Below are 23,613 nucleotides of genomic sequence, written 5' to 3' on the forward strand. Positions count from 1 at the left end.
CTCGTACTCCGGAGTGCATATCTTAGTGACGTTCAAAGCGCGCCATTATTGGTTTGGACTGATTCCGGGTCAAGCCCAGAATGACGAGATTCATAGTATTTTCTGATCGGATCAATAAGCACGGTGACGGCCTATCTGTCCGGATAATTCTTGCACTACGAAAATGCCCTTCATACGCCTTCAAGCACGTTCAAAACTTCTTTCCGGTAATAATGCTATTGCTTGCCTGGAAATATCCCCCAAATCCCAGCGGGATAAATCCAAATTGTCAGTATTTTCAATGAAAATACTGACAACTTTTGCATTATCTGGCGAGCGGGTTACTCGGGCTATGACGCCGGATTGATGTACTGCCGTTCGGGAAGTTATCTCAAGCGTCCAGAATGAACGCCAATTCTCGTGATTCCGGTCCATAGTCACCTCATGGGGAATGTAGCCATTGATCAAATCTGTACTACCGAGGCAATCCCGGTAAATTAGTAAAAGCATAATGAACCTAACCTTAAAAAGTTCTTACAAGTCACAAATGACTGGATAGCTCGACTGGGGCTCAGCCGATGAAATGATGCGCGGCAGCCTCTGACCAATGGAGTAAGCACCATCTGGTGAGGACCAAGTACAGCTAAAAGAGCACAGCCTGGTATGTGATAATCAGATGTTCTTTAACGAGTGTATTTTCTATGAGACTTTTGCTGATCGAAGATGACGATGATCTTCGAGATACGCTGATTCAGGCATTGTCCTTTGCGGGATATGGAATCGATCCGGTTAGCAACGCTTCGGAGGCGGTAACAGCATTGTCAGTCGGCACCTATGATCTCGTGGTTCTCTACCTCGAACTACCAGATCTTGACGGAATGGAATTGCTGCGGATGCTGCGCGGATGGCGGGATTCAACACCCGTTCCGATTCTTACCGCCAGAGATGGGGTTAATCAACGCATCCTTGGATTGAAGAGCGGTGCCGATGATTCCTGATGAACAACGGCAACAAGCCATTGAGCGTTTTTATCGAACGTCATCCTCCCGCTCCGGTGGGAGCGGGCTTGGTCTTGCGATTGCTCGTGAGATCGTTCTGCTTCACGCCGGACTTCTGACGCTGAACGCTGTGCGGGATTCGTCAGGACTTGAGGTGGTCATAGAGCTTCCTCTTGGTTCATAAAGGTGCATGGTTAGCGCATATGAAATAGAAAAACAGGCGGCAAACATAGCGGCTGGTATAGACGGCAACACGAACTTAGCGAAGAACAACTGTCGAAAGGGATACGTAGCTTTGAAAACCAGATTGCGCGGCATAAGAAGTGGATCACCGATCCAACATTCAAGGTGGCCGATTATCATTCGCATGATCCTCGCCGGCAGGAAGCGCTTATCAAGGGCTGGAAACAGAATATCGAGCGCCACAGAGATTCCATTGAAATACTGGGGGAATATTGAAGGAACGGGAAAATGGATAAGAAACACGATTACGGTTCAATTTTGAATGCCATGGTTGAGGTGGCAAAGGAACGCGGAATGCAAAACCCCGGCAGCGACTATGCGCTGGCCTGCTACCAGTTGCTTGAAACGGCAATCTCGGAAGCAGAAGTGTGGGAGGTACCGCTCGCAGATATGGGCGAGCACTTGGGGCATACGCCAGTTTCAGCAGATTGGTGGGCCGCCTGTAACGTTATGGCGTGAGCTACGACGCATGGGCGAAATGGGTGTAACTAAAGAGTTAGAAAAGTTGAGAGACGCGGCTGACAAAGGCGAATGGGACCGTTTCGTGATGCTGATGGGTGGGCCAAACGCCAAACGAAAAGACAGCCCGATATCGCTGGCCAAGCAATGGAATGATGAGCCTAACCGTTACAGGGAGCCCAAGGGCGAGGAAACGATTGGGATAGCTTGGGAAAACACTGTATTCCCTACCCGGATTCATACATGGACTATTCGGCATAAATCCGAACCGAATAAGTTAAAAAGGCCGCTCAAGCTTAATGAGTTAGCGAATGAGAGTCCGGTAGTAATCGAGCTATCTCAGGTTCTATTTACCCCTTGGAGTCCTGTCAATAACTGTACGGATAACGCAGGTGCTAACTCAAAAAGGATATTTTCATCGGCGGAGGAGTAATGAGAGCCGCCTGTTATGGCGCCGGTTCAATACTGTCACCCCGGATAGCCATTGAATTCAATCTCGACCCGATACTTGCCTCAATAATTTTTTGGGTAAGACGATCCACGTTGTCTGTCTTCATTATGGGGGTACCAAGGAGTCGTCCTAGTCCTTCAAGTTGCCGGCGCGACAGTGAAAGCGACGACAGTAACGAAAAGCCTTCTTCCCGCGAATTGAGCGTTTGCAGTGTTTGCGCTACTTCATGTAGATCAGAAAATGCTGGGGATGGCAAACTGGGCGAAACAGCATTCGAACGAGGAATAGACGTTTTCTCTACAATTGCAAGCAATGCTTTGCCCTTCAGAAGCGTAGCTATCTCCTCTGGGCTGGATTTCTCGACAAGGGTGGCTAACGCTCTAAGTAGGCGGGCAGTTTGTTCAACCGTCCCATCAAAGGGGTTGTCGCCTTTCATATCCCTAAAAGTTTCTTGAAGTCAGCCGTAACGTTCTCAAGGCCATCCACAACGCTCTGATGAGTCCCTGAATCATAGCCGTTTAGAACCACCGGAACCCCCAACTCGGGAGCATCAGCAAATAGCGTGTCATTTCGTTTAATATAGCTTGGAAACGCGGAAATTCCACTCATGCTCCTCACCCGATTCATAAATTGCGTATGCGCCGCCATCGGTCCGCCTCCGTATTCTTGGATCATCGTGAATATGACGCCGAGTATCTTGGGATCAATTACGTCAAATTTATCACCATGCGTCATATTGGCAAAATCGTTGTAATCTTTTATCAGCCCATTTACGTTCCGTATCAAGTAGTCAATACCCATAGTTGAAAGAAAATCCGGTCGGGCAGGAACGAGGATAAAGTCACAAGCAATAATTGCCATTTTGGTAATGATATTAAAATTTGGAGGGCAATCAATTAGAACTACATCGTATGCTGATGGATTAATCGTTCTTAGACCGACTGAAAGCATTCGATGAAGATTTATGAAGTTCTTTTTGACCTGCGCGATAGTGCCACCACCTAATTTTGTCGCCAATTCTAGATCGACATTAATGAGGCCCAGGTGCGAGCTAATAATATCTAATTTCCCTCGTCCCCTAAGCGCTGCACGTGCCCGTGTCGGCGTATGTATTAGTGTGTCCAAATTGATGGGTTTAGGTCCATCAAAAGATTCGAGCCACGTTTTAATTGTTTTTTTCTCTGAAAAATTCTTTTCCCAAATACTAGGTGAAATAAAAGAAAAAGTCAGGCTCGTCTGGGGATCAAGATCAAGCATGAGAACTCGTTTCGCTTGCCAAGCAAGTTCTGCTGCAAGATTTGCAGTCAACGAGGTCTTTCCGACCCCGCCCTTATAGTTGATCACCGATACGATTTTCATATTGTCAAACCTGATTCATTTCTTATATGGATTAGTGCAAAGTAATAATTGACTACAGAGGAGAGGATCGACTTTTAAAAATCATAGCCGCCGTCGTTTGCAACCCCTGTCTTTCTATTTCCGAAGCAAGGAAAGGGTATCTTCGAAATAGGTATGTCAAAGAAACTTCTCCAGCAGCAAATGCCACCATAAGATCGCATCGCTCTTGGACGAAATAGTCGTCATCGTTTAGCCGCAATACCTTAATCGTGGCTTCGATTTGGTCTATAAGCACTTCGGATAACTCTTTTCCCGGCCTTATTAAACAGCTTGGAACATCGAGAACAAACCATCCGCGTTTCACTACGAACGGATCAATAACCTCCCGGCTATTACCTTTGTGTGAATTCATTCTATGAGAACAAAGTCGATAATTGTTCCACTCGTAAGCCTCATTTGGATAGATTGACTTAGGAAGGAAGTGATCGGTTGTACCTGGTGGGACTAAGTAAAAGCAGGAATATGCACATATACCGGAATATGCGTTATGTAATTCTTGAGCTAACGCCTTCCAAAATGAATTATTTTGGAATTCCTTACTCGTCGGATTGGGACGTTGTGCTAGGAAGGACTTTCCTAGCTGTCTAACCCTCGAATTAAATGTTGCTGGTTCCGCCTTGAGGGAGACTGGAATCACAGAATTACTCCGTGCTGCTCGGCAAAAAAAATCCATCTCGGCCAGAACTTGTCATCGGAAGCAAGATATCGGACTAATCTCTCCGATACGCTGCGAACTTCAGCTGAAGAAATATCTAAACTATTTTGCAATTTCTTTGCAGCTTCAATCGCAGCTTCCGCCCCACTTGAACGGGCCTGTTTTAACTCAAAAATTGGTGAAGTGAGCCAAGCTGATATATCTCCAAATTTCACAAAGTCGACTTCTTCGAGGATCACTTTGCCAGCCCCGCTTAGGTTAAGATGAACCAATGAATCCAGTGCAGGTGTAAATACTGTTTCAGATGATGCCATCACAAGTGGAGAATGCGTCGCAACAATGTATTGCGCTTCTAATTTGGGAGATAGCATTTCCTGTGTCGACATCAGTGCAGGTAATACCGCTCGTTGCCATCTAGGATGGAGATGGGCTTCCATTTCATCAACTAATATGACGATGCGTCGTTGTGGGGTCGTGCGTGCTAAATCAGCGGCGATTAAGTGTTCTGTCCATGCCCAGACGATAAGGTATGCAAGGGTAACGATACGACGAACGCCAGCAGAGGAATAGATCATCGGCGTTATGCCGTAAGTATGTTTAATAGTTGGGATGTCCCGCGGATCACCTGGCACACGCATTGGTTCCCCTGGCTCCAAAATTCCAAGATCTGGAGGAGACAAGTGCGCAAGGACCCGTTTGAATGTTTCGAACGGAGATTTTGACGGACTATTTTGCCAGCGAACCCAATCTCGAATTAACCCTTCAATGCGGCCAGGTAATCCATCCCAAACCTCAGCGCTAGTAAAGACAGCCTGCTGCTCCGGTTGAGAAACGCTTTGTTTCGCCGGATCCCAAACTGCAAATGAACCATCCACACGCGCATAGACAACTAAACCAGGGATAGTCGGACGCTTCTTAGGGACTGGCCATGCCAGCGATTTCCAATCAAATCGAATAGTTTTTCGCTCCGGTTTAGCAGCTTGGCCTTTAATCGCAAACGTAATCTCGGCGTTACCAAAATGTAAATTAGAATTTGGTAAAACTGGACGACTCGGCCAGGTCCCGGTTAAAGCCCACCAACAGCACTCGAGCAAAAACGTCTTACCAAGCCCATTATCGCCTGTAATCAGGGTCAAACGATCTGCCGGCTCAAGCACGAACTTTTCTGCGGGGCCAAGGGCAGTTGTTTCCAAATAAGAAAGTGTTCCACCCTGATCAGGAGCTGCATCTGGGGCGGGCGGGAGTAGCAACCGAAGCTCCGCCCAAGTGTAAATTTTATCGTTAAAGGGGGGAGTAACTAGGGGTGAATTTGGTAGTGTGGTGTCAAATAGTGCCGTTTCCTCCTGGGGGGTTATATTGAACTCTTTTAGGAACGTTGCCAGAACGTCTTCAGTCGTTATGGAGTTGGGCCACTCCCTTCGTTGGTATAACCATACGGCCAAATGGAACGCTGGAATCTTCTTTTTTTTAGGGAGTTTTGATTCAAGAACGGTTACGTATTTCTCCGTCCAACCCCATATTCTTGAATTGTGCGGATGGATAAACGCATCACGAAATGTTTGAGTATTTACCGCTTGAAGCCCCTTGGCGGAATAATCAGGTCTCACCCATTTCTTTTGCGTATCGGATGATTTAAAGGGTTTAAAAAACCAACCTGATACAGGATCGACTCGATGGTGTTTTTTAAGAAACGAATCTGTATTTGTATCCATGGCAAACACTGTTGTTTTACCGACAGGTAGATTTGCCTGCTTACAAGCTAGGAAAGTGATCCCATGGAAAGAGTGAACATCAGCTAGTGCCGCAATAGATTCCGCTATCTGTGATGCCGTAAAAAATTTGCTCATAAACCGCGTATTTGATCAACCGAATATAAGCAGAACTCTCTTTTCAAGTCGATGCCTACCGTCGAGTATCCCATCGCCAAGGCAACGCGAGCAGTAGTCCCACTTCCAAGAAATGGATCAAGCACTACACCTCCAGGGGGACAACCAATCTGAAGGCATCGTTGAACGAGTTCGTCTGGATACGGTGCCGTATCTAATCCGTTGGTTATTTTTGGTCTAGCCCGGATGGTCCACATATCTTCCTCGACCTTTTGTTCAATTAGAGGCTGCTTATTGAAATAGTAACGTCGATTTTTGGCAAACATGAAGAGATGCTCATAGCTTCTACTTGGACGATCTGTGACGGATTCCGGCAAACAATGCTCTCGATGCCAAATGATTGGACTTCTCAAAACCCATCCAAGGGTCGACATCTTAAGTGCGACGCGCCACGGAATACCTATGATCGATTTACGTTGAATGCCGATTCCGAGCCCACCACTCTTATCGACGGCGCGAAGACCAAAGCGGCGCTTGTTGCTTTTCTTATCGGTGCCATGAGATTTGCCTTTCCCGGAATAGTAGGTGTCACCCAAATTTAGGAAAAGTAAACCATCTGGACGCAACACGCGCATTACCTGATCCATTACCGAACAAATTGACTCTACATATTCTTCGACAGTCTCTTCCAAACCAATTTGCCCTTCCACGCGGTAATCACGTAACCAAAAATAGGGAGGTGAAGTTACGGCGCAATTAACCGATTCATTAGGTAATCTAGTGAGGATTGAGACAGCATCGCCTTGGTAGACGCTCCACTGCTGAGTTGTGAATACTGATCCATGCCACTCACGAGGTTCAACCGTATGCGGCTCCTCCCTGCTGAGAGGGGAACAGCAGGGATTAATGGTCGTTGCTGGGGGTAGATTTTGTTTCATGAGAAGATGTTCAAATCTATAACCCCATGGGAGGATGCGGTGGGGTTACTTGACCGCGAACACCTTCTATCGAACTTAACTGATGCTCAGTCTACTATGGGGCTACTAAACGAAAACAAGAAGATAATAATTTTTAATAAATCCTTGTTTATTTGGCTCCCCGACCAGGGCTCGAACCTGGGACCTGCGGATTAACAGTCCGTCGCTCTACCGACTGAGCTATCGGGGAATTGGAGAGGTGCATATACTAATAGCTTAGGCCAAGCTGGTCAATCCGGAGCAGTGAGTTATTGGGCTTGACAGGAGCCATTAAAGGCTGATGGAGTTGAAATACCGTGGCCTTGTATCTCAACAAAAGAGGGAAATCGACTTGCGAGTAGCGCAGCCCAGAAAAGTCATGCCTTTGCCTCTAGTCCAGGCCACTTCTTTGCTCGTCCAATATTAAATTTTCCGTAAAAGGAGCACGTTTAATATTGGACGATCCATTTAATGAAGTATCAGCTTACGCGGTTGGCTTGCGCATGAACTGCGCTGTGAATTTTCGGAATTGATCAATAATTTCTGTCGGAATCTTTCTCTGGCACGACAATAATTTTTTCCTTCTCCTTTTCTTTTTCTGCAGGACGCTCTACGGATACGCAACCCATGATTTGAGCGAGCAATAACGTCACTATAAACAATTTTAGTATTTTCACAGGAATGATCCTTTTCGCAAGTTCGGCACGGAACAAATAAATACCGCATTCCTACAGTAGGGGAAAGCTGTAACTAAAACCGTTCGTTAGCACACATTATTGACCAGGTGCGCGACAAGCCTCGGCCTTCAGGCCGGGGAAGGATAGCGCGGACGCCTGCTGCTGTTTGATGTACTGTCGAATCACTGAGATTGGAGCGCCGCCACAGCTACCGGCAAAGCAGGACGGTGACCACAGTGCACCGTCCCATAGCTTCTTGCGGATGCTCGGGTAGCTCTTCTTGCGGATCATCTGGCTGGATACGTCCTTGAGGCTGTTCACCAGCGCCGAGACGGATACTTTGGAGGATAGTTCATCAGCAGGTGGACGTAATCGTCCTCGCCGTCGAACTCCACCAGTTCCGCCTCGAAATCGGCGCAGACGCTGGCGAAGATGTCACGCAGGCCGTCGAGAGTTTCCTTGGTGAACACTTCGCGGCGGTATCTGGTTACGAAGACCAGGTGCACATGCATCAGAAATACGCAGTGTCTGCCGTGCCTGATATCGTTGTCGTTGCTCATAGGCCAAACTATACTATCCGCATGAAACGTCTCCAAGCCTTCAAATACGAACTGATGCCGGCTGGCGAACAGCAGCACCAGATGCGCCGTTTCGCCGGGTCGTGCCGGTTCGTGTTCAACAAGGCGTTGGCCTTACAGAAGGTGCGCTACGAGCAGGGCGACAAGAAGCTCGGCTATGCTGGGCTGTGCAAGGAACTCACGCCATGGCTCAAGGATGCGCCCGTGCATCCGCTGCAACAGACGCTCAAGGATCTTGAGCGCGCCTACGCCAACTTCTTCGCCAAGCGGGCCGATTTCCCGCGTTTCAAGAAAAAGAGTCAATCCGACAGCTTCCGCTACCCCGACCCGAAACAGATCAAGCTCGACCAAGGCAACGCCCGCATCTTCCTGCCCAGGCTGGGCTGGCTGCGTTACCGCAACAGCTGTGAGGTGCTGGGCGAAGTCAAGAACGTCACAGTCAGTCTGAATGCAGGCAAGTGGTTCATGTCGATCCAGACTGAGCGTGAGCTTGAGCAGCCGATTCCGCAGGGCGGCGCGGTCGGTATCGACATGGGTATCACCCGTTTCGCCACGCTGTCGGACGGCACGTTCTACGCGCCCCTGAACAGCTTCAAGCGGCATGAGTCCGCGCTGCGCCTTGCGCAACAGGGCATGAGCCGCAAGACCAAGTTCAGCAACAACTGGAGACGAGCGAAAGCTCGCATCCAGCGTATTCATGCCCGCATCGGCAACGCCCGCCGCGATTACCTGCACAAGGCCACGACCACGATCAGCCAAAACCACGCAATGGTGTGTATCGAGAACTTGCAGGTGAGCAATATGTCCAGGTCGCCAGCAGCAGGAACCTACCGAAGCGACTCAGGGGCGGCTCAATGCCGCGCTTGAGCGCCGTAGGAATCCCCTGCCTTCAGGCGGGAGAGGATGTCAAGAGCACGTTTTCTTTGTATCCATACGAGAACCAGCGGAGAAACATATCTACCGGGAAGATTTCTCTTGACATTTAGAATAATCCACAGTTCTGCTCTGAACTCAGAATCGAAAACCGCCATGCTCTTTGGAGGTTGCAACAGAGCTTGACTTTATTTTAATTTATTGATAGTAAAGCCTTTTTAGAAATGTTCAAAAAATAGCCAGACAAGAAAAAGCTGTTACAGGAGGGCGACTTACTCTTCCTTTCATCAGCTTATCAACAAACTTATCCACAGCAATTGTGGAAAATAAAACGCCTGATGTGTATACATTGTAATTAGATCTGACAGGATGTGTCAGATCGTGAATGTCTACTCCCGACCCAAAGCAGTCATTCCCAACCAACACAAGCAGGCAGGCGGCCACATGGGTTAGGCATCGGGCGCGTCAGCCACGTCGAGCCGCTTCGATCACAGCTATGTCAATCTTTCCCATTCCCATCATGGCTTCGAACGCGCGCTTGGCCGCTGCTCGATCAGGATCGGTGATTGCGGCTGTCAGGGCAAGCGGCGTGATTTGCCATGACACTCCCCACTTGTCCTTGCACCAACCGCATACGCTTTCTTGGCCGCCGTTTCCGACAATCGCGTTCCACAAGCTATCCGTTTCGGCCTGGTCGTCGGTCGCAACCTGGAACGAGAATGCCTCGTTGTGCTTGACCGCTGGGCCCGCGTTCAGGCCGAGACAAGGGATGCCCATTACCGTGAACTCGACCGTCAAGACATCGCCCTGCTTGCCCGCAGGATAGTCGCCAGGCGCACGGTGGACTGCCTCCACCGCACTGTTCAGGAACGTCTCGGCGTAGAACTTCGCGGCGTCCAACGCGGTGCCGTCGTACCAGAGACAAATCGTGTTCTTGCTGACCATCTTGGTTCTCCTGAGTTGGAACAGATATGTACATTCAAGCTGAGCAGGCACCGCACTACTTTAGCAGCTTGCGGACCAGGGTGTGACGGAGCAGTCCTTTAAATGTCGAATACCGAAGAGGCGACAGGTGGTTTCTGGCTGAAAGCCGCCATCCAAGTAGTTTCAAGACGAAATCAAATCTGACAGCTGCCAACACGTCAGATTTGATTTACTACACCTGATGTAACGGTGTCAGGAAATGCAAAAGGTGCTGCATACGGGGGAATTCAGACGAACACTTACGCATCAGGAATCCTTGCCCATTTCGCTTGCTTCAGCATTTAGGGTTCCTGATTCAAAGACGCTTCTTGAAGCCTCGTCAAAGCATCAAACAGTATTAAACGTCCGTCTGTTTCTACCGCACGGGCTTTTCATACTCCTCTTCCCGCAATGCCGCTTCCACGACTTCCTTGGCCTCCTCCATGTTCTTTACGTGCGACAGATCGATTCCCGGATTGGGATAGCTATGCCAGAAAGAAAACCCTGCAGTCGTGATCCACAATAACCCTCTTACATGCTGTTCTACGAATACCTCCTGATGATGTTCATCAACTATCTTCCATTCAATATCCATTGTTTAAGCCTCCTCAGCGTCTGGAAATGTTAATATAACCGATCGAACTCAGACTGTAGCAGTTATACTTTCATACTAATACCAATTGCTTCATCCTGCACTCATCCTGAGCCCAACTAGCACTAATTGAGTGAATACCTGCAAGCGCTGGTTAACCGGCAAAGCCAGAAATACTACGAGCAATGTCTGTCCTCCTCGATCTCCCGCCTGTTTCATAGTCCGCTACTCCATCGGGAAATGTTCAGCAGCATGCGCCTCGGCAGGAAGGAGACTTTTATGTCGATTCATATCTCCTATCCTGCCCAATCGTCAGCAAGGAAAAACAATGACTCAAGATGTAAAGAAGAATCAGTTACTGGTACTGGCAATAGCCGTTATACCTATTCTTGTCAGTTCCGCGGCGCGAGCCGACGCAGTGACGCACTGGAACCGCGTGGCAGGCGATATTATCGTAGACTCGGGATTGGGCCCGCTCCCGGCAGACCGTGCTCTCGCAATCGTGCAAACCGCGGTATATGAGGCAACAAACGCAATTACCCAGCAATATCCGGCCAGCGACCTCAAGCTGAAAAGTAAGCCGGAAGCCTCGGTTGAGGCCGCCATTGCAGCGGCAAATCGCGCTACGCTTACAGCCCTGGTACCGGCGCAACGGACAGCTATCGATACTGCCTATCGCCAGGCGCTCGCTACCATCCCGGACGATATCGCAAGAAGCGACGGCCTTGCGATTGGCGAAAAAGCCGCAGCGGGAATTCTGTCGCAGCGGGCACAGGACGGTGCCGATGCAGGAGAATCATACCGCCCGCACACCTCTCCCGGAGTCTATGTGCCTACTGTAATACCGGAAGCACCGCACTGGCTGCAGATCAAGCCCTGGCTTATGGACAATCCTGCCCAATTTCGTCCCGGCCCTCCTCCCCAACTGGAAAGCGAGCTATGGGCACGCGACTACAATGAAGTCAAAGCGCTGGGCGGGAAGCACAGCCAGCGCACCGCTGTTCAGACCGAAATTGCCCGTTTTTGGGAAGAAGTAATGCCTCCGATCTACCATGGAGTGATGCGTTCGGTTGCCGAAGCGCCGGGAAGGGAGATCACCCGAAATGCGCGCCTCTTTGCGGCGGCAACCCAGGCTTCGACCGATGCACTTATAGCGGTATTTGACGCCAAGTATCATTACGGCTTCTGGCGTCCGCTCACTGCCATTCGCAATGGCGATCTTGATGGAAACAACGCGACGGAACGGGATCCTTCATGGGTTCCCTTTATCGACACACCCATGCATCCTGAATACCCGTGCGCCCACTGCATCGTCGCAGGCGCGGTAGGAACGGTACTGAAAGCTGAGATCGGTGCAGAATCCGTGCCGCCTCTGGCTACTACCAGTCGCGCGGCGGGTGGCGTGATGCGCAGCTGGAAAAATATCGATGAGGTCATCCAGGAGGTAGCCAACGCACGCATATATGATGGAGTACATTATCGCAACTCCGGCGAGGTAGGCACCGCCATGGGTAGGCGAATTGCCGAGTTGGCAGTCATGAAATATTTCCGCACTGACCAGTAAGCTTTTATGTGCCCTCAGAAGCTCTGTCCAAGCGCGATCCTCCTTGCGCAAGATGCTCATAATCCCCCTGCGGTTTCGAGCAGGCGCTCCTTCACATTAAAGACGATATCAACCGCAACAAATGATGCAGCCAGCATTCAAAATGGGCTTGACAAATTGAATTAATCCACAGCGTCACAAAAGTGCCATATCTTCGAGAAACCTTTTTTGCAAAACTTTCCTGATATAAGGCTTATTTATAACCGCCTGAAAACAAATCTGTTTTTTTGATGACAAAAAATGGCCGAATAAAAAAATCCGTTACGGAGACGTTACTTACCGATTGTGCTCATACCTTATCAACAAAGTTATCCACAGTTATTGTGGAAAACAAAATCCTTGACAGGCATGAGTAAAATGGCCATGAAATCGGCAATAAATGACGAAATGAACATGCCTGGGAACAAAAGCGTCCGGACCGGTGCCTAAAATTTTTACAAGTGACGTCTTGTCGCTTGTTGTTTGAGTTTTGAGCGTGTAGCGGTTGTTCTAACGGACTTTAGGAGGTTGAACGTGAAACAGCATGTCACTTCGCACAAATACATCCTTTTTTCTGACTTGCTCGACAAAGGAGCCGAAATCTTTACCAAGAAAAAACTCGAACATTCTCGATCGAAAGCCGACACACCTGATAGCATGGTAAAAAATTCGCCAGTTCCAAAGTCTGTCAGCAGATCGAAATCTCCCCAGGAAAGAAAAGAAAAAGTTTAGCAGTCAAAAGCTCAGGAATGCGGCGGCAGCAATTGTTGCCGCAGTTGTTTCCCATGCAGTAGCAATGGCAGCCCTCTCGGACTGTCACATGAAAAATGAAGTCGCAGAAGTCCCGGTTGCGGAACCTTAAAGATTAAAGCAGCAGGTCTTATGTTACGCGGACATTCTTGAATTGCCAGGGATCATCCCTGTCGATATCCTCGTCAAATAACCATCCTCGATCCTGCAGCGGAGTCCAGCCCGAATAGACCCCTACAAGCTCTCCGAGATAGGGCCTGGCCACCTCCAGGACAAGCTCGTGGTCGATTACTTCAGGTTCCACCACACCCGATCTCGGATTCTGCAGAGCCCATATCATCCCGGCAAGAATGCCAGCCACGACCTGCAAGCTGGTAGCGCTATTGAACCGTGCAAGCCGGCGTGCTTCCCGTATGGATAACCGGGAACCATACCAGTAAGCGCATTTTGCGTGGCCCATGAGCAGCACGCCAAGCTCGTCCGTTCCCTCCACCAGTTCATCCCGAAGAATGCGCTTTTTCGCCTGTACCTGCCAATTTCTGCCCGCAAGCTCGTGGACTGAAAGTACAGCATCGTCACAGGGAAGATAAGCGTAATGCACTGTTGGGCGGTAAATTACTTCTCCCTTTTCTCTCAATGTCAGATGGTCGGCTATCGAAATGGATTCGTTATGGGTTATCAGAAAACCATGATACGGTCCGCCGAGGGGTGTCCAACTGCGCACGCGGGTAGAGGCGCCGGGGCGGCTGAGATAAATGGCGGCATCACATCCGAATCCATGATGCGCCCCATCCACCGGCCAATGGCGTTCATGACTGCCCCATCCCAGTTCCGATGGCTGAAGACCTTCCCCGACAAAACCATCCACCGACCAGGTATTGACAAACTCATCGGGCTGTTTGCGTTGGGAAGCGACCTGGGTATCACGCTCTGCAATGTGGATTGCTCTTATGTTGAGCCGATGCGCAAGTTGCGCCCATTCGCAGGAGTTTGTCGGTTTTTTCACTGCCATGTCGGTGTCAGCAGCAATGTTCAGTAATGCCTGTTTCGCAAAAGTCGAGGCAAGACCCGGATTCGCGCCATGCGACAGAAGCGCGGTGGGGCCTTCCCGCTTTTCCCGCGCAAAAGTGAGCGCTTGCTCACGCAATGCATAATTGGAACGCAAAGACGGGGAAACGGATTGGTCAATATATCCGCCAGCCCAGGGTTCGATGCAAGTATCCAGATACAATGCGCCTCGCCGCCAGCACAATTCCATCAGGGCAAGGCTGGAAACGTCTACTGCGAGATTAAGCAGGAAATCTCCCTCATCGAGCCAGGGCTCCAGCACAGCAAGATAATTTTCCTCGTTCAGCGAATGGTGCATGAATACTACGCCGAAATGGCGTGCGATTTCGCCGCCATGTTCATCAGCCGTAATTATCCTTACCTGATCCGGACGCATCTCGATATTCTGAAACAGTAACGAAAGCAAAGCCTGCCCTACGCTGCCAAAACCCACTATTATCAAATTCCCCTGCAAATGCGCGTGTTTGGTATTTGCCTGCTTGTGTGCTTTCATTTCCATATCGAAATTAACCCTCCTCTTTATTGCCGGCCACTGCCATCACTGCCTTTTCCAGTTGCCAATCAGTTCTGTCCCATAACTTTTCGATTTCGATCCACGTATCATCCACACTGATATTTATCGCAGATAGAATCCTTTGCCGCAGATAGGCTCCTTGAGATGGCGTAGGTCCCTGCCCGTACTCACGCTCCACTCTTTCCACTCTTAACTGCCGCCAGGCCAGGATTGCAAACGTCCTGCAAATACTCTTCCTACCGGTCTTTCCGGCATGGATTTCCCTCGATCAGGAACCGGTGGAGTCAAACAATGGTCAAACCATTATTTTAATATACCCTTCAAATTGCATGCGGCCCTGCCGGATGCGGGTGCGGTCTCGTCGTCGTACCAAGGGTAACCGGTAACGTAAGAAAAAAGGAAGCAAGCGGGTAGGTTCGAATGCAAGAGTGAGTGTTATGTCGTTTCATTTTTATTGTTATTTATGGATGCATCAGCTTTTGAACTGATTCACCTTATTGAGACTTAAGGAAAAGCGCTATGACGAATTCTAATTGTATCCTGCCACAGCATGAAAATCATACCCATCCCCACGGCCCGGAATGCGGCCACACTGGCGTCGCACACGATGACCATGTCTGCTACCTTCATGATGGCCATCTGCATTACCCGCACGGCAACCATATCGATGAGCATGTCATAGATGTCAGTGAGACCAATCCCCAGGGCTGTACTCCGGGACATGAATGCGAAGGTCACGCGCAAGGCCATGTACACGGCCCCGACTGCGGTCACGAAGCCGTGCCTCACGGAGACCATGTGGATTATCTGGTCGGAGGCCATCTTCACTATCCCCATGATGATCATTGCGACGATCATGGTCCGGTGAAGACAGTGGGGTGATCCTGTCTCCAGGCACTCCTTCGGAGAGCTTCCTCAAGCCGAAGGGATTGCCCGGTTTAGGAAAGGGTTTAAGGCTAAGGGAAGGGCAGTGTATTGCTTGCGCGAAAGGTATTCCGCTCAGATTACGAGCAACGCAGGATGCAGCACTTCGATCTCGTACAGAGGGCGGCCCTGCTGTGGGGGCGAATAAGCGCTGTAACTCGAAATCACCGAAGGGTCCAGATGACCGACGATCTGCTCCAGATCGGAAAGCCGCAAGCCCTGGCGTACAAGATAAGTAATGTAGCTATGTCGGATCGTCTCGGCGGTGATTTCCTGGGGATCAGGCAATCCCGAATCGATTACGGCGCAAACCAGCGCTGTTGACAGATCGACCCGTGTCTGCGAATCATCCGGGTCCCATACCGGACGATTGCCAGATTGCTGGAACAAGGATTTGAGCGGATTGCTGAGCGGCACCGTCCTCGGAGATCTTCCGTCGAGGTTGATGACATTGGCACGCTCGTTGAGCTGATTCGCCTTCAATGATGCCGCTTCATCGATGTCGAGGCCACTGAGCAGCAAACCGATAAGCTGCTTCCCTTTCAGGCTGGCGGCGTTGATCAGGGTCCGTAACTGATGACTCGAAAGTTCCCTGTGCACCGGTTTTGACAAGGCAAAGTTTGTTTTCTGCTCTAACGGTTCGGCTTTGGCCCCGAGCGCGGCATGAGGATGATCAATCAGTTCGGCAGCAGGCGGGGTATATCTCTCCACACCGAATACCGCAATGGAAGGCTGTTGTTCCTTCTTTTGGGTCAGATACTCAAAAACCCACACGCTGATCAACCCCAGCAGCAGGGAACCGGTGAGCGCTATCAAGGCTTCACGACTGTAGTTCGGCCTTACCGGCTCCTTTGATTCATACGCCCTGCTGATCACATCGACCTGCGGATATTTGTCCTTGCGTCCGGTTTTCACCTGTACCAGCCGTTCCTGCGTATCCCGATACAGCTTTTCCAGCCCTTCCAGATCGCTCTTCAACGCCTCGTGCTGGGTAAATTTTGTCGCGAAGACCGAGGCCCGCTGCTTGTGCTCGCCCAATTGCTCGCGAATATCCCTGACAGTCTGTCGTGCGGCCGCATAATTTACCTCGGCCTCGTTCAAGACTACATCTTGACCACGCAACCGCTTATTATTGATAGCAGTCTCGAGTTCCTTGATCTGCTCAGGGAGAGACTTCAAGTCGGGTTGCAGGTTTAAGTACTCGCGGGTAAATTTTTTATCGAATTCCGCCAGTTTTTCACGTGAATCATGCAGACGCTTCTCGAGGTCGGCCAGGCTGATTTTCTCGTCGTCCGGAACCACTGCCTTTCCCCTGGCAATTGCGGCCCTGATAGCATCCAGTTCCGCTTTCGCCTTGACCTCAGCCTCGGAAGCCTTGTTAAGCGACTCGTTCAGCCCCTTCAGCCGGGCCGACGGTTCATTCTCATCGCGCTCTGTCGATAGAATGTTGTTGTTTTCCCGGAAGGTCTCCAGCGCCGCTCTCGCCGCAGTAACTTTGTCAGCCAACCCCTCCAGCTCATCCTCGACAATACGTTCAGTATTGCTCTTCAAACGTTTTACTTCTTCACCTCGCGCCTCCAGGTATACGTCTATCCATGTATTGATGAGCAAAGGCAAAAAGCGGGGATCTGAACCTTCCGCCGTGACCTCGACGAGGTTGGTTTCGGGAACAGGCTCGACGGCCAATAAAGTCTGAATATCAGATTCAGTCAACCGATTTAGAGATTTGCCGATGGGAGAAGCCTTCAATTTCGCCAGGGTTTCGGCAGCAAGCTCCCGTCCCAGCAGGATCTGGCGCTGGATTGCAACGTGCTGGATATCGGCATCATCGCTCTGCTGATCGATCGGTGTCATGGCCGAAGTAAGCAATGTCGCGCTGCTACGATAAATTGCCGGCTGGCTGTAAACGTAAGCAAGGCTGATAGCGGCGCTCGTCATAAATACGAGTCCAAAAATATTGAACCTGCGAGATTGATACCAAGGGAATTCACTCTTATCAGCAATCCGCCCCATTTGGTGTGAATTGCCCCCAAAATGCAAGTTGACTCTGTTTTTCATCATGCCTGCAATTCCCCTGCGCCAGCCGCGGCCATGGCATCTATCACCCACACTCCTCCGCGCAATTCTTCCATTGATTCGATACAAATGTCACGCGATAAATGAAGCTTTTGTACGGTGCCGCACAAACGGGAAAGGGTTCATCCTCTGACAATGGGCCCATCCAAAAAAGCAGCGATATTCATATTATTGTAAAACGCTTGCTTTAACTTGACGGTTCGCAATCGCACGCTTGATAGATAGGGTTTGTACCAAAACCGGAACGCAAATCAGCCAAATCAGCCTTTTAATCCTTTCAGGAAACGCAAAATGAAAAAACATCGTGATCAGGTTCTGTTCGGCAATGCCTTTGCTTCGTTCGATCCCCGATCGGCGGCATTTCGGCAAAAAATGTTTGCACATTTTCAGACGAATAAATGCAGGCAGTGGAAAACGGTTGAAAGATTACCGGAAGCGGGAAAAAATCATGGTGTGATATACTTCAGAGAAAACGTGTAAGAAGCTCCCATCCGACCAGGAGTATACCGCTATACGCTTTCCTGCGATTGCCAATGTGCTTCCGGTGACTTCAACAATCATGGCGTTCCAGTAAGCCCGGCAGCGCCCCTCCAACTTTCCCCACTTCCATAGCTCCTGCCCAATCTCATGACCGCAATGCCCGCCATCTTCGTAGGCCATGGAAACCCTATGAATGCCCTGTCCCGCAACGCGTATACTGAAGCCTGGTCCGCTATTGGCACGGACCTTCCGGCCAAACCTGAAGCTATCCTCTGTGTTTCCGCACATTGGTACATACCGAAAACAGCGGTAACTGCACAGGAAAATCCACCCACGATTCATGACTTCGGCGGATTCCCGCAAGAACTGTATCAAGTCCAGTATCCAGCGCCCGGCTCCCTGGAACTTGCAGCGGAAGTTGCGGATTTACTCCTGCCTGATGCGGTCATGGACACGACCTGGGGGCTTGATCATGGCACCTGGTCGGTCCTCGTCCATATGTTTCCGGATGCGGATATTCCCGTCATTCAATTGAGTATAGATGAAACCAAAGGGGCCGCATGGCATTATGAGACGGCGCGAAATCTGGCATCGTTGCGGGATCGTGGCGTCCTTATCCTGGGAAGCGGTAATATCGTCCATAATCTGCACGCCTATTCATGGGGAAAGCATGATGCAGAACCCTATGACTGGGCTCTGCGGTTTGAAAAAATGGTGCGTACAGCGCTGAGATCAGGCAATGTCGAATCCCTGATTGCCTATGAAAAGCTGGGAAAGGACGCGTTGCTATCGGTGCCAACCCCTGACCATTACCTTCCGTTTCTCTATATTCTTGCTCAGAGGCAGCACAACGAGGAAATCAGTTTTCCGGTGGAAGGATTTGATGATGGATCAATTTCCATGACAGCAGTCCAGATCGGGATATAAGGTCCTCTTATCTGAAGCAAAGGTTGGACCCCCGCGTATCTCCACGAAAGCCCTTCCTCACGTTTCCTTTGTTTCCTTTGTTTCCTTTGTTTCCTTTGTTTCCTTTGTTTCCTTTGTTTCCTTTGTTTCCTTTGTTTCCTTTGTTTCCTTTGTTTCCTTTGTTTCCCTTATCTCTTTTAACCTATGGTAATGGTAAGCGGCCGTCTTTTTCTGAGAGAAAACGCGTTGGCGTATCGCATTCTCAAAGCCCGGCAGATCGAAAAGAACATTCCCTTCAGATTTCTGTAAAGCTTCCAGTAACATGTCTGCGCCGAGCTGCGCAGATTCGATTGCCCACTCGATCCCCGTTCCACTGAGAGGGTCTGGCGCTGCCGTTGCATCTCCGATTGCAATCCAGGCATCTCCACCCATTACTGGAAACGTCGTCGCGCCAGCCGTGCGTCCGGATATCGGCCGCTGATCGGAAGCTCCTGCCGACAATGGCGCGAGAAGACGGGTACACTGCAATTCCTGAAAGAAAAAATCCTTTAAGCGCGACTGCCGCTGCTTGAGTTCATTCCTTTCGATACAAAAACCGGCGAAATATCCTTTTCCGGCAGGCAAAGCGTACCACCAGCCACTGCGTGTACCCTCGATATAGAGAGTATGGCCGGGCGCCATCCGTGCCTGGAGCGAAGTCATGAGGGCAATCTGCGAGGGCTCCGATACAGGTACATGGTCAAAAAACGGTAGTGGCACGCGGCCTGTCGCAAGCACTATAAAACGCGCATAAATAGCGCGTTCACCTGCGCCGAAAGTGGTTTCATTGGAAGGTGCTTCCTGGGAAGAACGCGCGATCAGCCGCCATCTGTCACTCTGGCGCTCCACGCCCACTACTTTGGTATCGGGGATTATAGTGCTGCCCGCGTCGGCAGCAAGATTTCGCAAAGCTTCATCCAGAAGCGGACGCTCGATCGCTACACCGGCACCCCATGGATTAAACATTGCATTGAATATTACCGGCTCGGCTGTATCCCACAGCGAGACAGTTTCATGAATCTCTATTCCGTGCACCACCTCTGAAAAAAAATCGGGACAGTACTGCTCGATAAAATGGCGGGCCTGACCCGATACGAGTTCGATGCCGCCTGGAGCGTAACCCCCCCAGTACACCAGCTTTACATCAACACCCGCACGCGCGAGCGCAAGCGCGCAGGTGGCGCCTGCAGGTCCGCCACCTATGACAACAACATCCGATATCTCCCGGTCCGGAAACATTTGCTGTTATCGGCTCTTTTTACTGGCAAACAGGACTATTCTGTACTACTGTCATTTTATAGGGAAGAACTGGAGAGTGATGTCGGGAGGTAGGATTGCCGGTTCACGTTTCCCTCTCCGTGATTCTTAGAAACCGAGACCAGGCACGGCTAAAAGAGAACATCAACCATGCGCGCTAGCAAAGGAATGCGAATACAAGAAGAATACCGGACTATCAGTCGGCGCACTATTTTAAAAGCGTCTGCCGCCGTGTTTGCAGCGGGTATGTTGCCGCCTGCCAGTACAGTTTTTGGGCAGAAGGCCCTGGATCGGACACAGGACCAGATTCTGGGTCCCTTTTATCCCATTATGAGCGAACCCGATCGCAACGGGAACCTCACACGGGTACCCGGAGGATCAGGATTTGCCAAGGGACAGCCCATCATCGTCATGGTTGCAGTATTCGATATTGTCTTCAGGGGCTAGCTGCTCAATGCAACTGGTTCTTTGTGCAGGCACATTTAAAAACCGGAGGTATCGTAGAGGTTAATGAAATACTTAGGCCATCTGTCGACAGATGACCCCTTTTATGAATACCTCCGGCATGACATCCTCCCGGCGCTGCACGCCGTGAGTCATCCGGATTTCAGGGTTTATGAGTTGCGGGCCTCCAACCATGTTTATCTTTACGAAGAGCGGGACAGCGGAGCGCGGGTTATCGGAAAATTCTTCGGTGGCGTTCCGCATATCGGTCCTGACGCTGCGTTGCGTCACATGGAGCAGGAGTTCAATAATTTGAATTACCTGCGCAGAATCGGCTTCAATGCCTATCCCCACTATGTGGCGCGCCCCCTTGGGCGCAACGCCAGCCTTAACCGCGTGGTTGTGGAAGAATATTGCTATGGCACACATTTTAAACATGTCATTCTCAAGGCAATCCGCGAGAATGTGCGCGATGTTCTTTTCCAGAAGCTTACCGCGCTCGCTTATTCTCTTGCCACGCTGCATAACCGGACAGCCCACGATAGCAAGGTGGATTTCAACAAAGAATGCGATTACTTTGACCAAGTCATGAACCGATTGCTAAGCGCAGCATGGATTGGATGGGATCAGGCGCAGGACTTGTACCGGCTAAAAAACCGATGGAGGGACAAAGCCTGCATGTGGGAAGACTGCAAGGTTCTGATCCATGGCGATGTTACTCCGGATAATGTTCTTTTTGGCGATGGCCTTTGGGTCATCATGCTCGACCTGGAGCGGATGAAATCATCTGACAGGGTGTTTGATCTGGGCCGGGTCGCAGGCGAACTCCAGCATTTCTTCTTGCAGCAGGCGGGCGACAAGTCGCGGGCCGAACCCTTTATCGGGCATTTTCTATGGGAATACAGCTGTCATTTTCCCGATCGCGATGCAGCCTTCGCTGCGATAACCCGCCGTCTTCCTTTCTATGCCGCGCTCACTCTCCTGCGCATCAGCCGCAATGCGTGGATCGATGGGACGTATAGAAAGCGCTTACTGGATGAAGCCAGGAAGACATTGGTCTGAGGGATATTTATTATGGCAATAAAAGGCATCCTGTTTGACCTCTATGGCACTCTGATCGATATCGAAACCGATGAATCCATCGATGAAATCTATCGCGCCATCGCACACTACCTGGTTTACCAGGGTGTATATCTTCATCGTGGACAGGTACGGGAGCGCTACTATGCCATCATGAGACAACAGAAGGATGCGAGGGATGAGGAATACCCGGAAATCGATGTGGAAGCCATATGGAACGAACTGCTCCTCCAGCAAGGCATCAAGTCAGGCTATATCCGCGGGCAGCAGGCAAAAGTGATCGCCCATATTTATCGCGGCATCTCCCGCAAACGTCTTCGACTCTATCCAAACGTGAAGGAAGTATTGAATGAGCTTCAGGCGCACTACCAACTCGCGCTGGTGTCTGACGCACAACCCTGTTTTGCACTGCCCGAAATTCGAGCGGTGGGTCTTGAGAGTTATTTCAATCCTGTCATCATTTCCAGTTACTACGGTTTCAGAAAACCCGATTCCCGTCTCTTCAACAAAGCGCTCGATAAAATGGGTATCTCGCGCTCAGAGGTAATCGCGGTGGGAAATGATATGTTCCGGGACATATATGGAGCCCAGCTTCTCGATATCAGGACGATTTTTTTTGACTCCAATCAGGGCGCCAAAACTTACGAGAATGTCGTACCCGCGTATCGGGCCCAACAATTCAAGGATATCCTCACTGGCATAGCTCAACTGGCGCAACATTAGCGTCGACCGCAGCGCGGGGGAATCCATCCCCCTCCCCATGAAAAAGGAGATAAAAGAAAGGATAGCCGGGGAAAGCCGCTCTCAACCCGGATATTTAAGCTTCAACCGGTTAATGAATGGCTCAGACAACGAAAAGTCCCTGTCGCCCGGCACGAAAACCTTGCAGCTGTGTTCCGTTCCAGCGTGGCTTACCTTGAGGGTTGCAAACACACCCTTATCTGCGGGTCGGGTAACAGGGATCTGCAGCGTTCCTGCTTTCAACTTATAACGATCAGGCAATATCCGGGACGCCGCCACACCTTCGAACTTCGCAACCCCGCCCCTCGTAAGATAGGAATATTCGACCTCGGGCTGGCCCTGAGATCCTGAAGACCCGCCTGATGCCCAATTGACATTGAGCACGAACTCTTCTCCTTGTTCTGCGGAGGATACCTTGGCCGGAGTTGCCCAACAGGTCAGCCCCGGCCGCTTGCGCAGGCATGCTGACCAGTTTTCGACTGCCCGAGATGCATCGCTATTGCCGGCCACTGCCCGTTGCATGAAAAACTCCGAAGCCTGGGAAGGATCGAGCGTTGCATTTTGTACGCAATATCCCCCCTTCCATTGACCGAATCGCATATCGCTCATCGTATCTGCCGGACTTGAGTCTGAATCCGGACTGTTGTCAGGCGGCAGATCATCCAGATTGACAAGCCCGTACGTCAGCCCCAGCGATTTATCCTTACCGAACTGCTGGGCACGCTTGATCGCCTTTTGCGCATCCTCATACCTCAATGCGCACAATTCTGCATACATCGCCCGGTCTCTCAGGGGCGGCGTAATCCTCTGGTATTCGTCATAAAATCCATTTGCCAGAGAGCCATGGCACGTTTCGCTGGCAAACACATTCCCCGACAGAACCGGCCAGATCAGGGCGACAGACAGAATAAGCGTGAGAGTGGAAATATATTCCTTTTTCATGATGCTCCTCCAAAAGGCAAGCATATTATATACAAGATTGTTACCCAGCCAGAAGAAGGCTTTGCCTTAAGGAAGAGGAAGAGCCGACGATCAGAAAACACATCCCACTGTAATCAATCACACAGACAATTGTCTAACCTTATGCTGAACTGACCTTGAACT

The 23,613-nt window shown here is 50.3% G+C and carries 24 protein-coding genes, 1 tRNA gene and 1 pseudogene; 11 read left to right on the forward strand and 15 right to left on the reverse strand.

The window, feature by feature from the left end; all coding sequences use genetic code 11:
* Positions 1 to 180 precede the first annotated feature (180 nt).
* Positions 181 to 489 carry a hypothetical protein gene (locus ACZ5BW_RS08740; protein ID WP_464539002.1) on the reverse strand — a complete coding sequence of 103 codons (309 nt, stop codon included), beginning with the start codon at positions 487 to 489 and terminating at the stop codon, positions 181 to 183.
* 191 nt (positions 490 to 680) lie between these two features.
* Here ACZ5BW_RS08740 and ACZ5BW_RS08745 point away from each other — a divergent pair, with 191 nt between their 5' ends.
* From ACZ5BW_RS08745 to ACZ5BW_RS08760, 4 genes are all read left to right on the forward strand, one after another.
* Positions 681 to 977 (forward strand): response regulator, encoded by a 297-nt coding sequence (locus ACZ5BW_RS08745; protein ID WP_464539004.1) that lies wholly within the window; start codon positions 681 to 683, stop codon positions 975 to 977.
* Entirely contained in the window at positions 967 to 1,161 is a 195-nt protein-coding gene (locus tag ACZ5BW_RS08750; protein WP_464539006.1) for an ATP-binding protein, read from the forward strand. The genes ACZ5BW_RS08745 and ACZ5BW_RS08750 overlap by 11 nt, the downstream gene beginning before the upstream one ends.
* A 287-nt stretch (positions 1,162 to 1,448) precedes the next feature.
* The gene (locus tag ACZ5BW_RS08755; protein WP_464539008.1) at positions 1,449 to 1,679 is read left to right on the forward strand and encodes a hypothetical protein; all 231 of its coding nucleotides are present in this window, start codon (positions 1,449 to 1,451) and stop codon (positions 1,677 to 1,679) included.
* Between the two features lie 10 nt (positions 1,680 to 1,689).
* Positions 1,690 to 2,112 (forward strand): hypothetical protein, encoded by a 423-nt coding sequence (locus ACZ5BW_RS08760; protein WP_464539010.1) that lies wholly within the window; start codon positions 1,690 to 1,692, stop codon positions 2,110 to 2,112.
* Positions 2,113 to 2,125: 13 nt separating this feature from the next.
* Here ACZ5BW_RS08760 and ACZ5BW_RS08765 read toward each other — a convergent pair whose 3' ends face one another.
* The 7 genes and pseudogenes from ACZ5BW_RS08765 to tnpA all read right to left on the reverse strand — a co-directional run bounded on the left by ACZ5BW_RS08765 (position 2,126) and on the right by tnpA (position 8,202).
* Positions 2,126 to 2,566: a hypothetical protein gene (locus ACZ5BW_RS08765; RefSeq protein WP_464539012.1), complete on the reverse strand. Its 441-nt coding sequence runs from the start codon at positions 2,564 to 2,566 to the stop codon at positions 2,126 to 2,128.
* Positions 2,563 to 3,489: a ParA family protein gene (locus ACZ5BW_RS08770; protein ID WP_464539014.1), complete on the reverse strand. Its 927-nt coding sequence runs from the start codon at positions 3,487 to 3,489 to the stop codon at positions 2,563 to 2,565. The genes ACZ5BW_RS08765 and ACZ5BW_RS08770 overlap by 4 nt, the downstream gene beginning before the upstream one ends.
* Positions 3,490 to 4,161: 672 nt before the next feature.
* Entirely contained in the window at positions 4,162 to 6,030 is a 1,869-nt protein-coding gene (locus ACZ5BW_RS08775) for an AAA family ATPase (RefSeq protein ID WP_464539016.1), read from the reverse strand.
* Positions 6,027 to 6,947 (reverse strand): DNA-methyltransferase, encoded by a 921-nt coding sequence (locus ACZ5BW_RS08780; RefSeq protein WP_464539018.1) that lies wholly within the window; start codon positions 6,945 to 6,947, stop codon positions 6,027 to 6,029. The genes ACZ5BW_RS08775 and ACZ5BW_RS08780 overlap by 4 nt, the downstream gene beginning before the upstream one ends.
* 153 nt (positions 6,948 to 7,100) lie before the next feature.
* A tRNA-Asn gene (locus ACZ5BW_RS08785) sits at positions 7,101 to 7,176 on the reverse strand.
* A 322-nt stretch (positions 7,177 to 7,498) separates the two neighbouring features.
* Complete coding sequence (locus ACZ5BW_RS08790) at positions 7,499 to 7,642, reverse strand: hypothetical protein (protein ID WP_464539020.1); 144 nt, start codon at positions 7,640 to 7,642, stop codon at positions 7,499 to 7,501.
* 96 nt (positions 7,643 to 7,738) lie between these two features.
* Positions 7,739 to 8,202, reverse strand: a pseudogene (tnpA, locus tag ACZ5BW_RS08795) (IS200/IS605 family transposase).
* On the opposite strand from tnpA, the gene ACZ5BW_RS08800 reads away from it, so the two are divergent.
* Entirely contained in the window at positions 8,149 to 9,087 is a 939-nt protein-coding gene (locus ACZ5BW_RS08800; RefSeq protein WP_464539022.1) for an RNA-guided endonuclease InsQ/TnpB family protein, read from the forward strand. The pseudogene tnpA and the gene ACZ5BW_RS08800 sit on opposite strands and share 54 nt — an antisense overlap.
* A gap of 471 nt (positions 9,088 to 9,558) precedes the next feature.
* Here the strand turns inward: ACZ5BW_RS08800 and ACZ5BW_RS08805 are convergent, their stop codons facing one another.
* Together ACZ5BW_RS08805 and ACZ5BW_RS08810 are read right to left on the reverse strand one after the other, a co-directional pair.
* The gene (locus tag ACZ5BW_RS08805) at positions 9,559 to 10,038 is read right to left on the reverse strand and encodes a VOC family protein (protein ID WP_464543677.1); all 480 of its coding nucleotides are present in this window, start codon (positions 10,036 to 10,038) and stop codon (positions 9,559 to 9,561) included.
* 394 nt (positions 10,039 to 10,432) lie between these two features.
* Entirely contained in the window at positions 10,433 to 10,651 is a 219-nt protein-coding gene (locus tag ACZ5BW_RS08810) for a hypothetical protein (protein ID WP_464539024.1), read from the reverse strand.
* 325 nt (positions 10,652 to 10,976) lie between these two features.
* On the opposite strand from ACZ5BW_RS08810, the gene ACZ5BW_RS08815 reads away from it, so the two are divergent.
* A complete protein-coding gene (locus tag ACZ5BW_RS08815; protein WP_464539026.1) occupies positions 10,977 to 12,212 on the forward strand; it encodes a vanadium-dependent haloperoxidase in 1,236 nt (411 codons plus the stop codon).
* An 898-nt stretch (positions 12,213 to 13,110) separates the two neighbouring features.
* Here ACZ5BW_RS08815 and ACZ5BW_RS08820 read toward each other — a convergent pair.
* Positions 13,111 to 14,547 carry a homospermidine synthase gene (locus tag ACZ5BW_RS08820; protein ID WP_464539028.1) on the reverse strand — a complete coding sequence of 479 codons (1,437 nt, stop codon included), beginning with the start codon at positions 14,545 to 14,547 and terminating at the stop codon, positions 13,111 to 13,113.
* A gap of 7 nt (positions 14,548 to 14,554) precedes the next feature.
* Positions 14,555 to 14,749, reverse strand: a complete 195-nt coding sequence (locus tag ACZ5BW_RS08825; RefSeq protein ID WP_464539030.1) for a hypothetical protein — start codon at positions 14,747 to 14,749, stop codon at positions 14,555 to 14,557.
* A 332-nt stretch (positions 14,750 to 15,081) separates the two neighbouring features.
* Between ACZ5BW_RS08825 and ACZ5BW_RS08830 the strand changes: the two genes are divergently transcribed.
* Positions 15,082 to 15,444, forward strand: coding sequence for a hypothetical protein (locus tag ACZ5BW_RS08830; protein WP_464539032.1), 363 nt, complete (start codon positions 15,082 to 15,084; stop codon positions 15,442 to 15,444).
* A 117-nt stretch (positions 15,445 to 15,561) separates the two neighbouring features.
* On the opposite strand, the gene ACZ5BW_RS08835 is transcribed toward ACZ5BW_RS08830, so the two are convergent.
* Positions 15,562 to 17,424 carry a GumC family protein gene (locus ACZ5BW_RS08835; RefSeq protein ID WP_464539034.1) on the reverse strand — a complete coding sequence of 621 codons (1,863 nt, stop codon included), beginning with the start codon at positions 17,422 to 17,424 and terminating at the stop codon, positions 15,562 to 15,564.
* Between the two features lie 807 nt (positions 17,425 to 18,231).
* Between ACZ5BW_RS08835 and ygiD the strand changes: the two genes are divergently transcribed.
* Positions 18,232 to 18,969, forward strand: coding sequence for a 4,5-DOPA-extradiol-dioxygenase (ygiD, locus tag ACZ5BW_RS08840; protein ID WP_464539036.1), 738 nt, complete (start codon positions 18,232 to 18,234; stop codon positions 18,967 to 18,969).
* A 57-nt stretch (positions 18,970 to 19,026) separates the two neighbouring features.
* On the opposite strand, the gene ACZ5BW_RS08845 is transcribed toward ygiD, so the two are convergent.
* Positions 19,027 to 20,226, reverse strand: a complete 1,200-nt coding sequence (locus ACZ5BW_RS08845; protein WP_464539038.1) for an NAD(P)/FAD-dependent oxidoreductase — start codon at positions 20,224 to 20,226, stop codon at positions 19,027 to 19,029.
* A 186-nt stretch (positions 20,227 to 20,412) separates the two neighbouring features.
* Here ACZ5BW_RS08845 and ACZ5BW_RS08850 point away from each other — a divergent pair, with 186 nt between their 5' ends.
* The 3 genes from ACZ5BW_RS08850 to ACZ5BW_RS08860 all read left to right on the forward strand — a co-directional run bounded on the left by ACZ5BW_RS08850 (position 20,413) and on the right by ACZ5BW_RS08860 (position 22,491).
* Positions 20,413 to 20,691, forward strand: a complete 279-nt coding sequence (locus tag ACZ5BW_RS08850) for a twin-arginine translocation signal domain-containing protein (RefSeq protein WP_464539040.1) — start codon at positions 20,413 to 20,415, stop codon at positions 20,689 to 20,691.
* Positions 20,692 to 20,754: 63 nt separating this feature from the next.
* Positions 20,755 to 21,750: a phosphotransferase gene (locus ACZ5BW_RS08855; RefSeq protein ID WP_464539042.1), complete on the forward strand. Its 996-nt coding sequence runs from the start codon at positions 20,755 to 20,757 to the stop codon at positions 21,748 to 21,750.
* Between the two features lie 12 nt (positions 21,751 to 21,762).
* Positions 21,763 to 22,491 (forward strand): HAD family hydrolase, encoded by a 729-nt coding sequence (locus tag ACZ5BW_RS08860; protein WP_464539044.1) that lies wholly within the window; start codon positions 21,763 to 21,765, stop codon positions 22,489 to 22,491.
* Between the two features lie 81 nt (positions 22,492 to 22,572).
* On the opposite strand, the gene ACZ5BW_RS08865 is transcribed toward ACZ5BW_RS08860, so the two are convergent.
* Positions 22,573 to 23,451: a hypothetical protein gene (locus tag ACZ5BW_RS08865; RefSeq protein ID WP_464539046.1), complete on the reverse strand. Its 879-nt coding sequence runs from the start codon at positions 23,449 to 23,451 to the stop codon at positions 22,573 to 22,575.
* Between the last annotated feature and the right edge of the window lie 162 nt (positions 23,452 to 23,613).

The organism is Nitrosospira sp. TNL300, assembly GCF_055385915.1.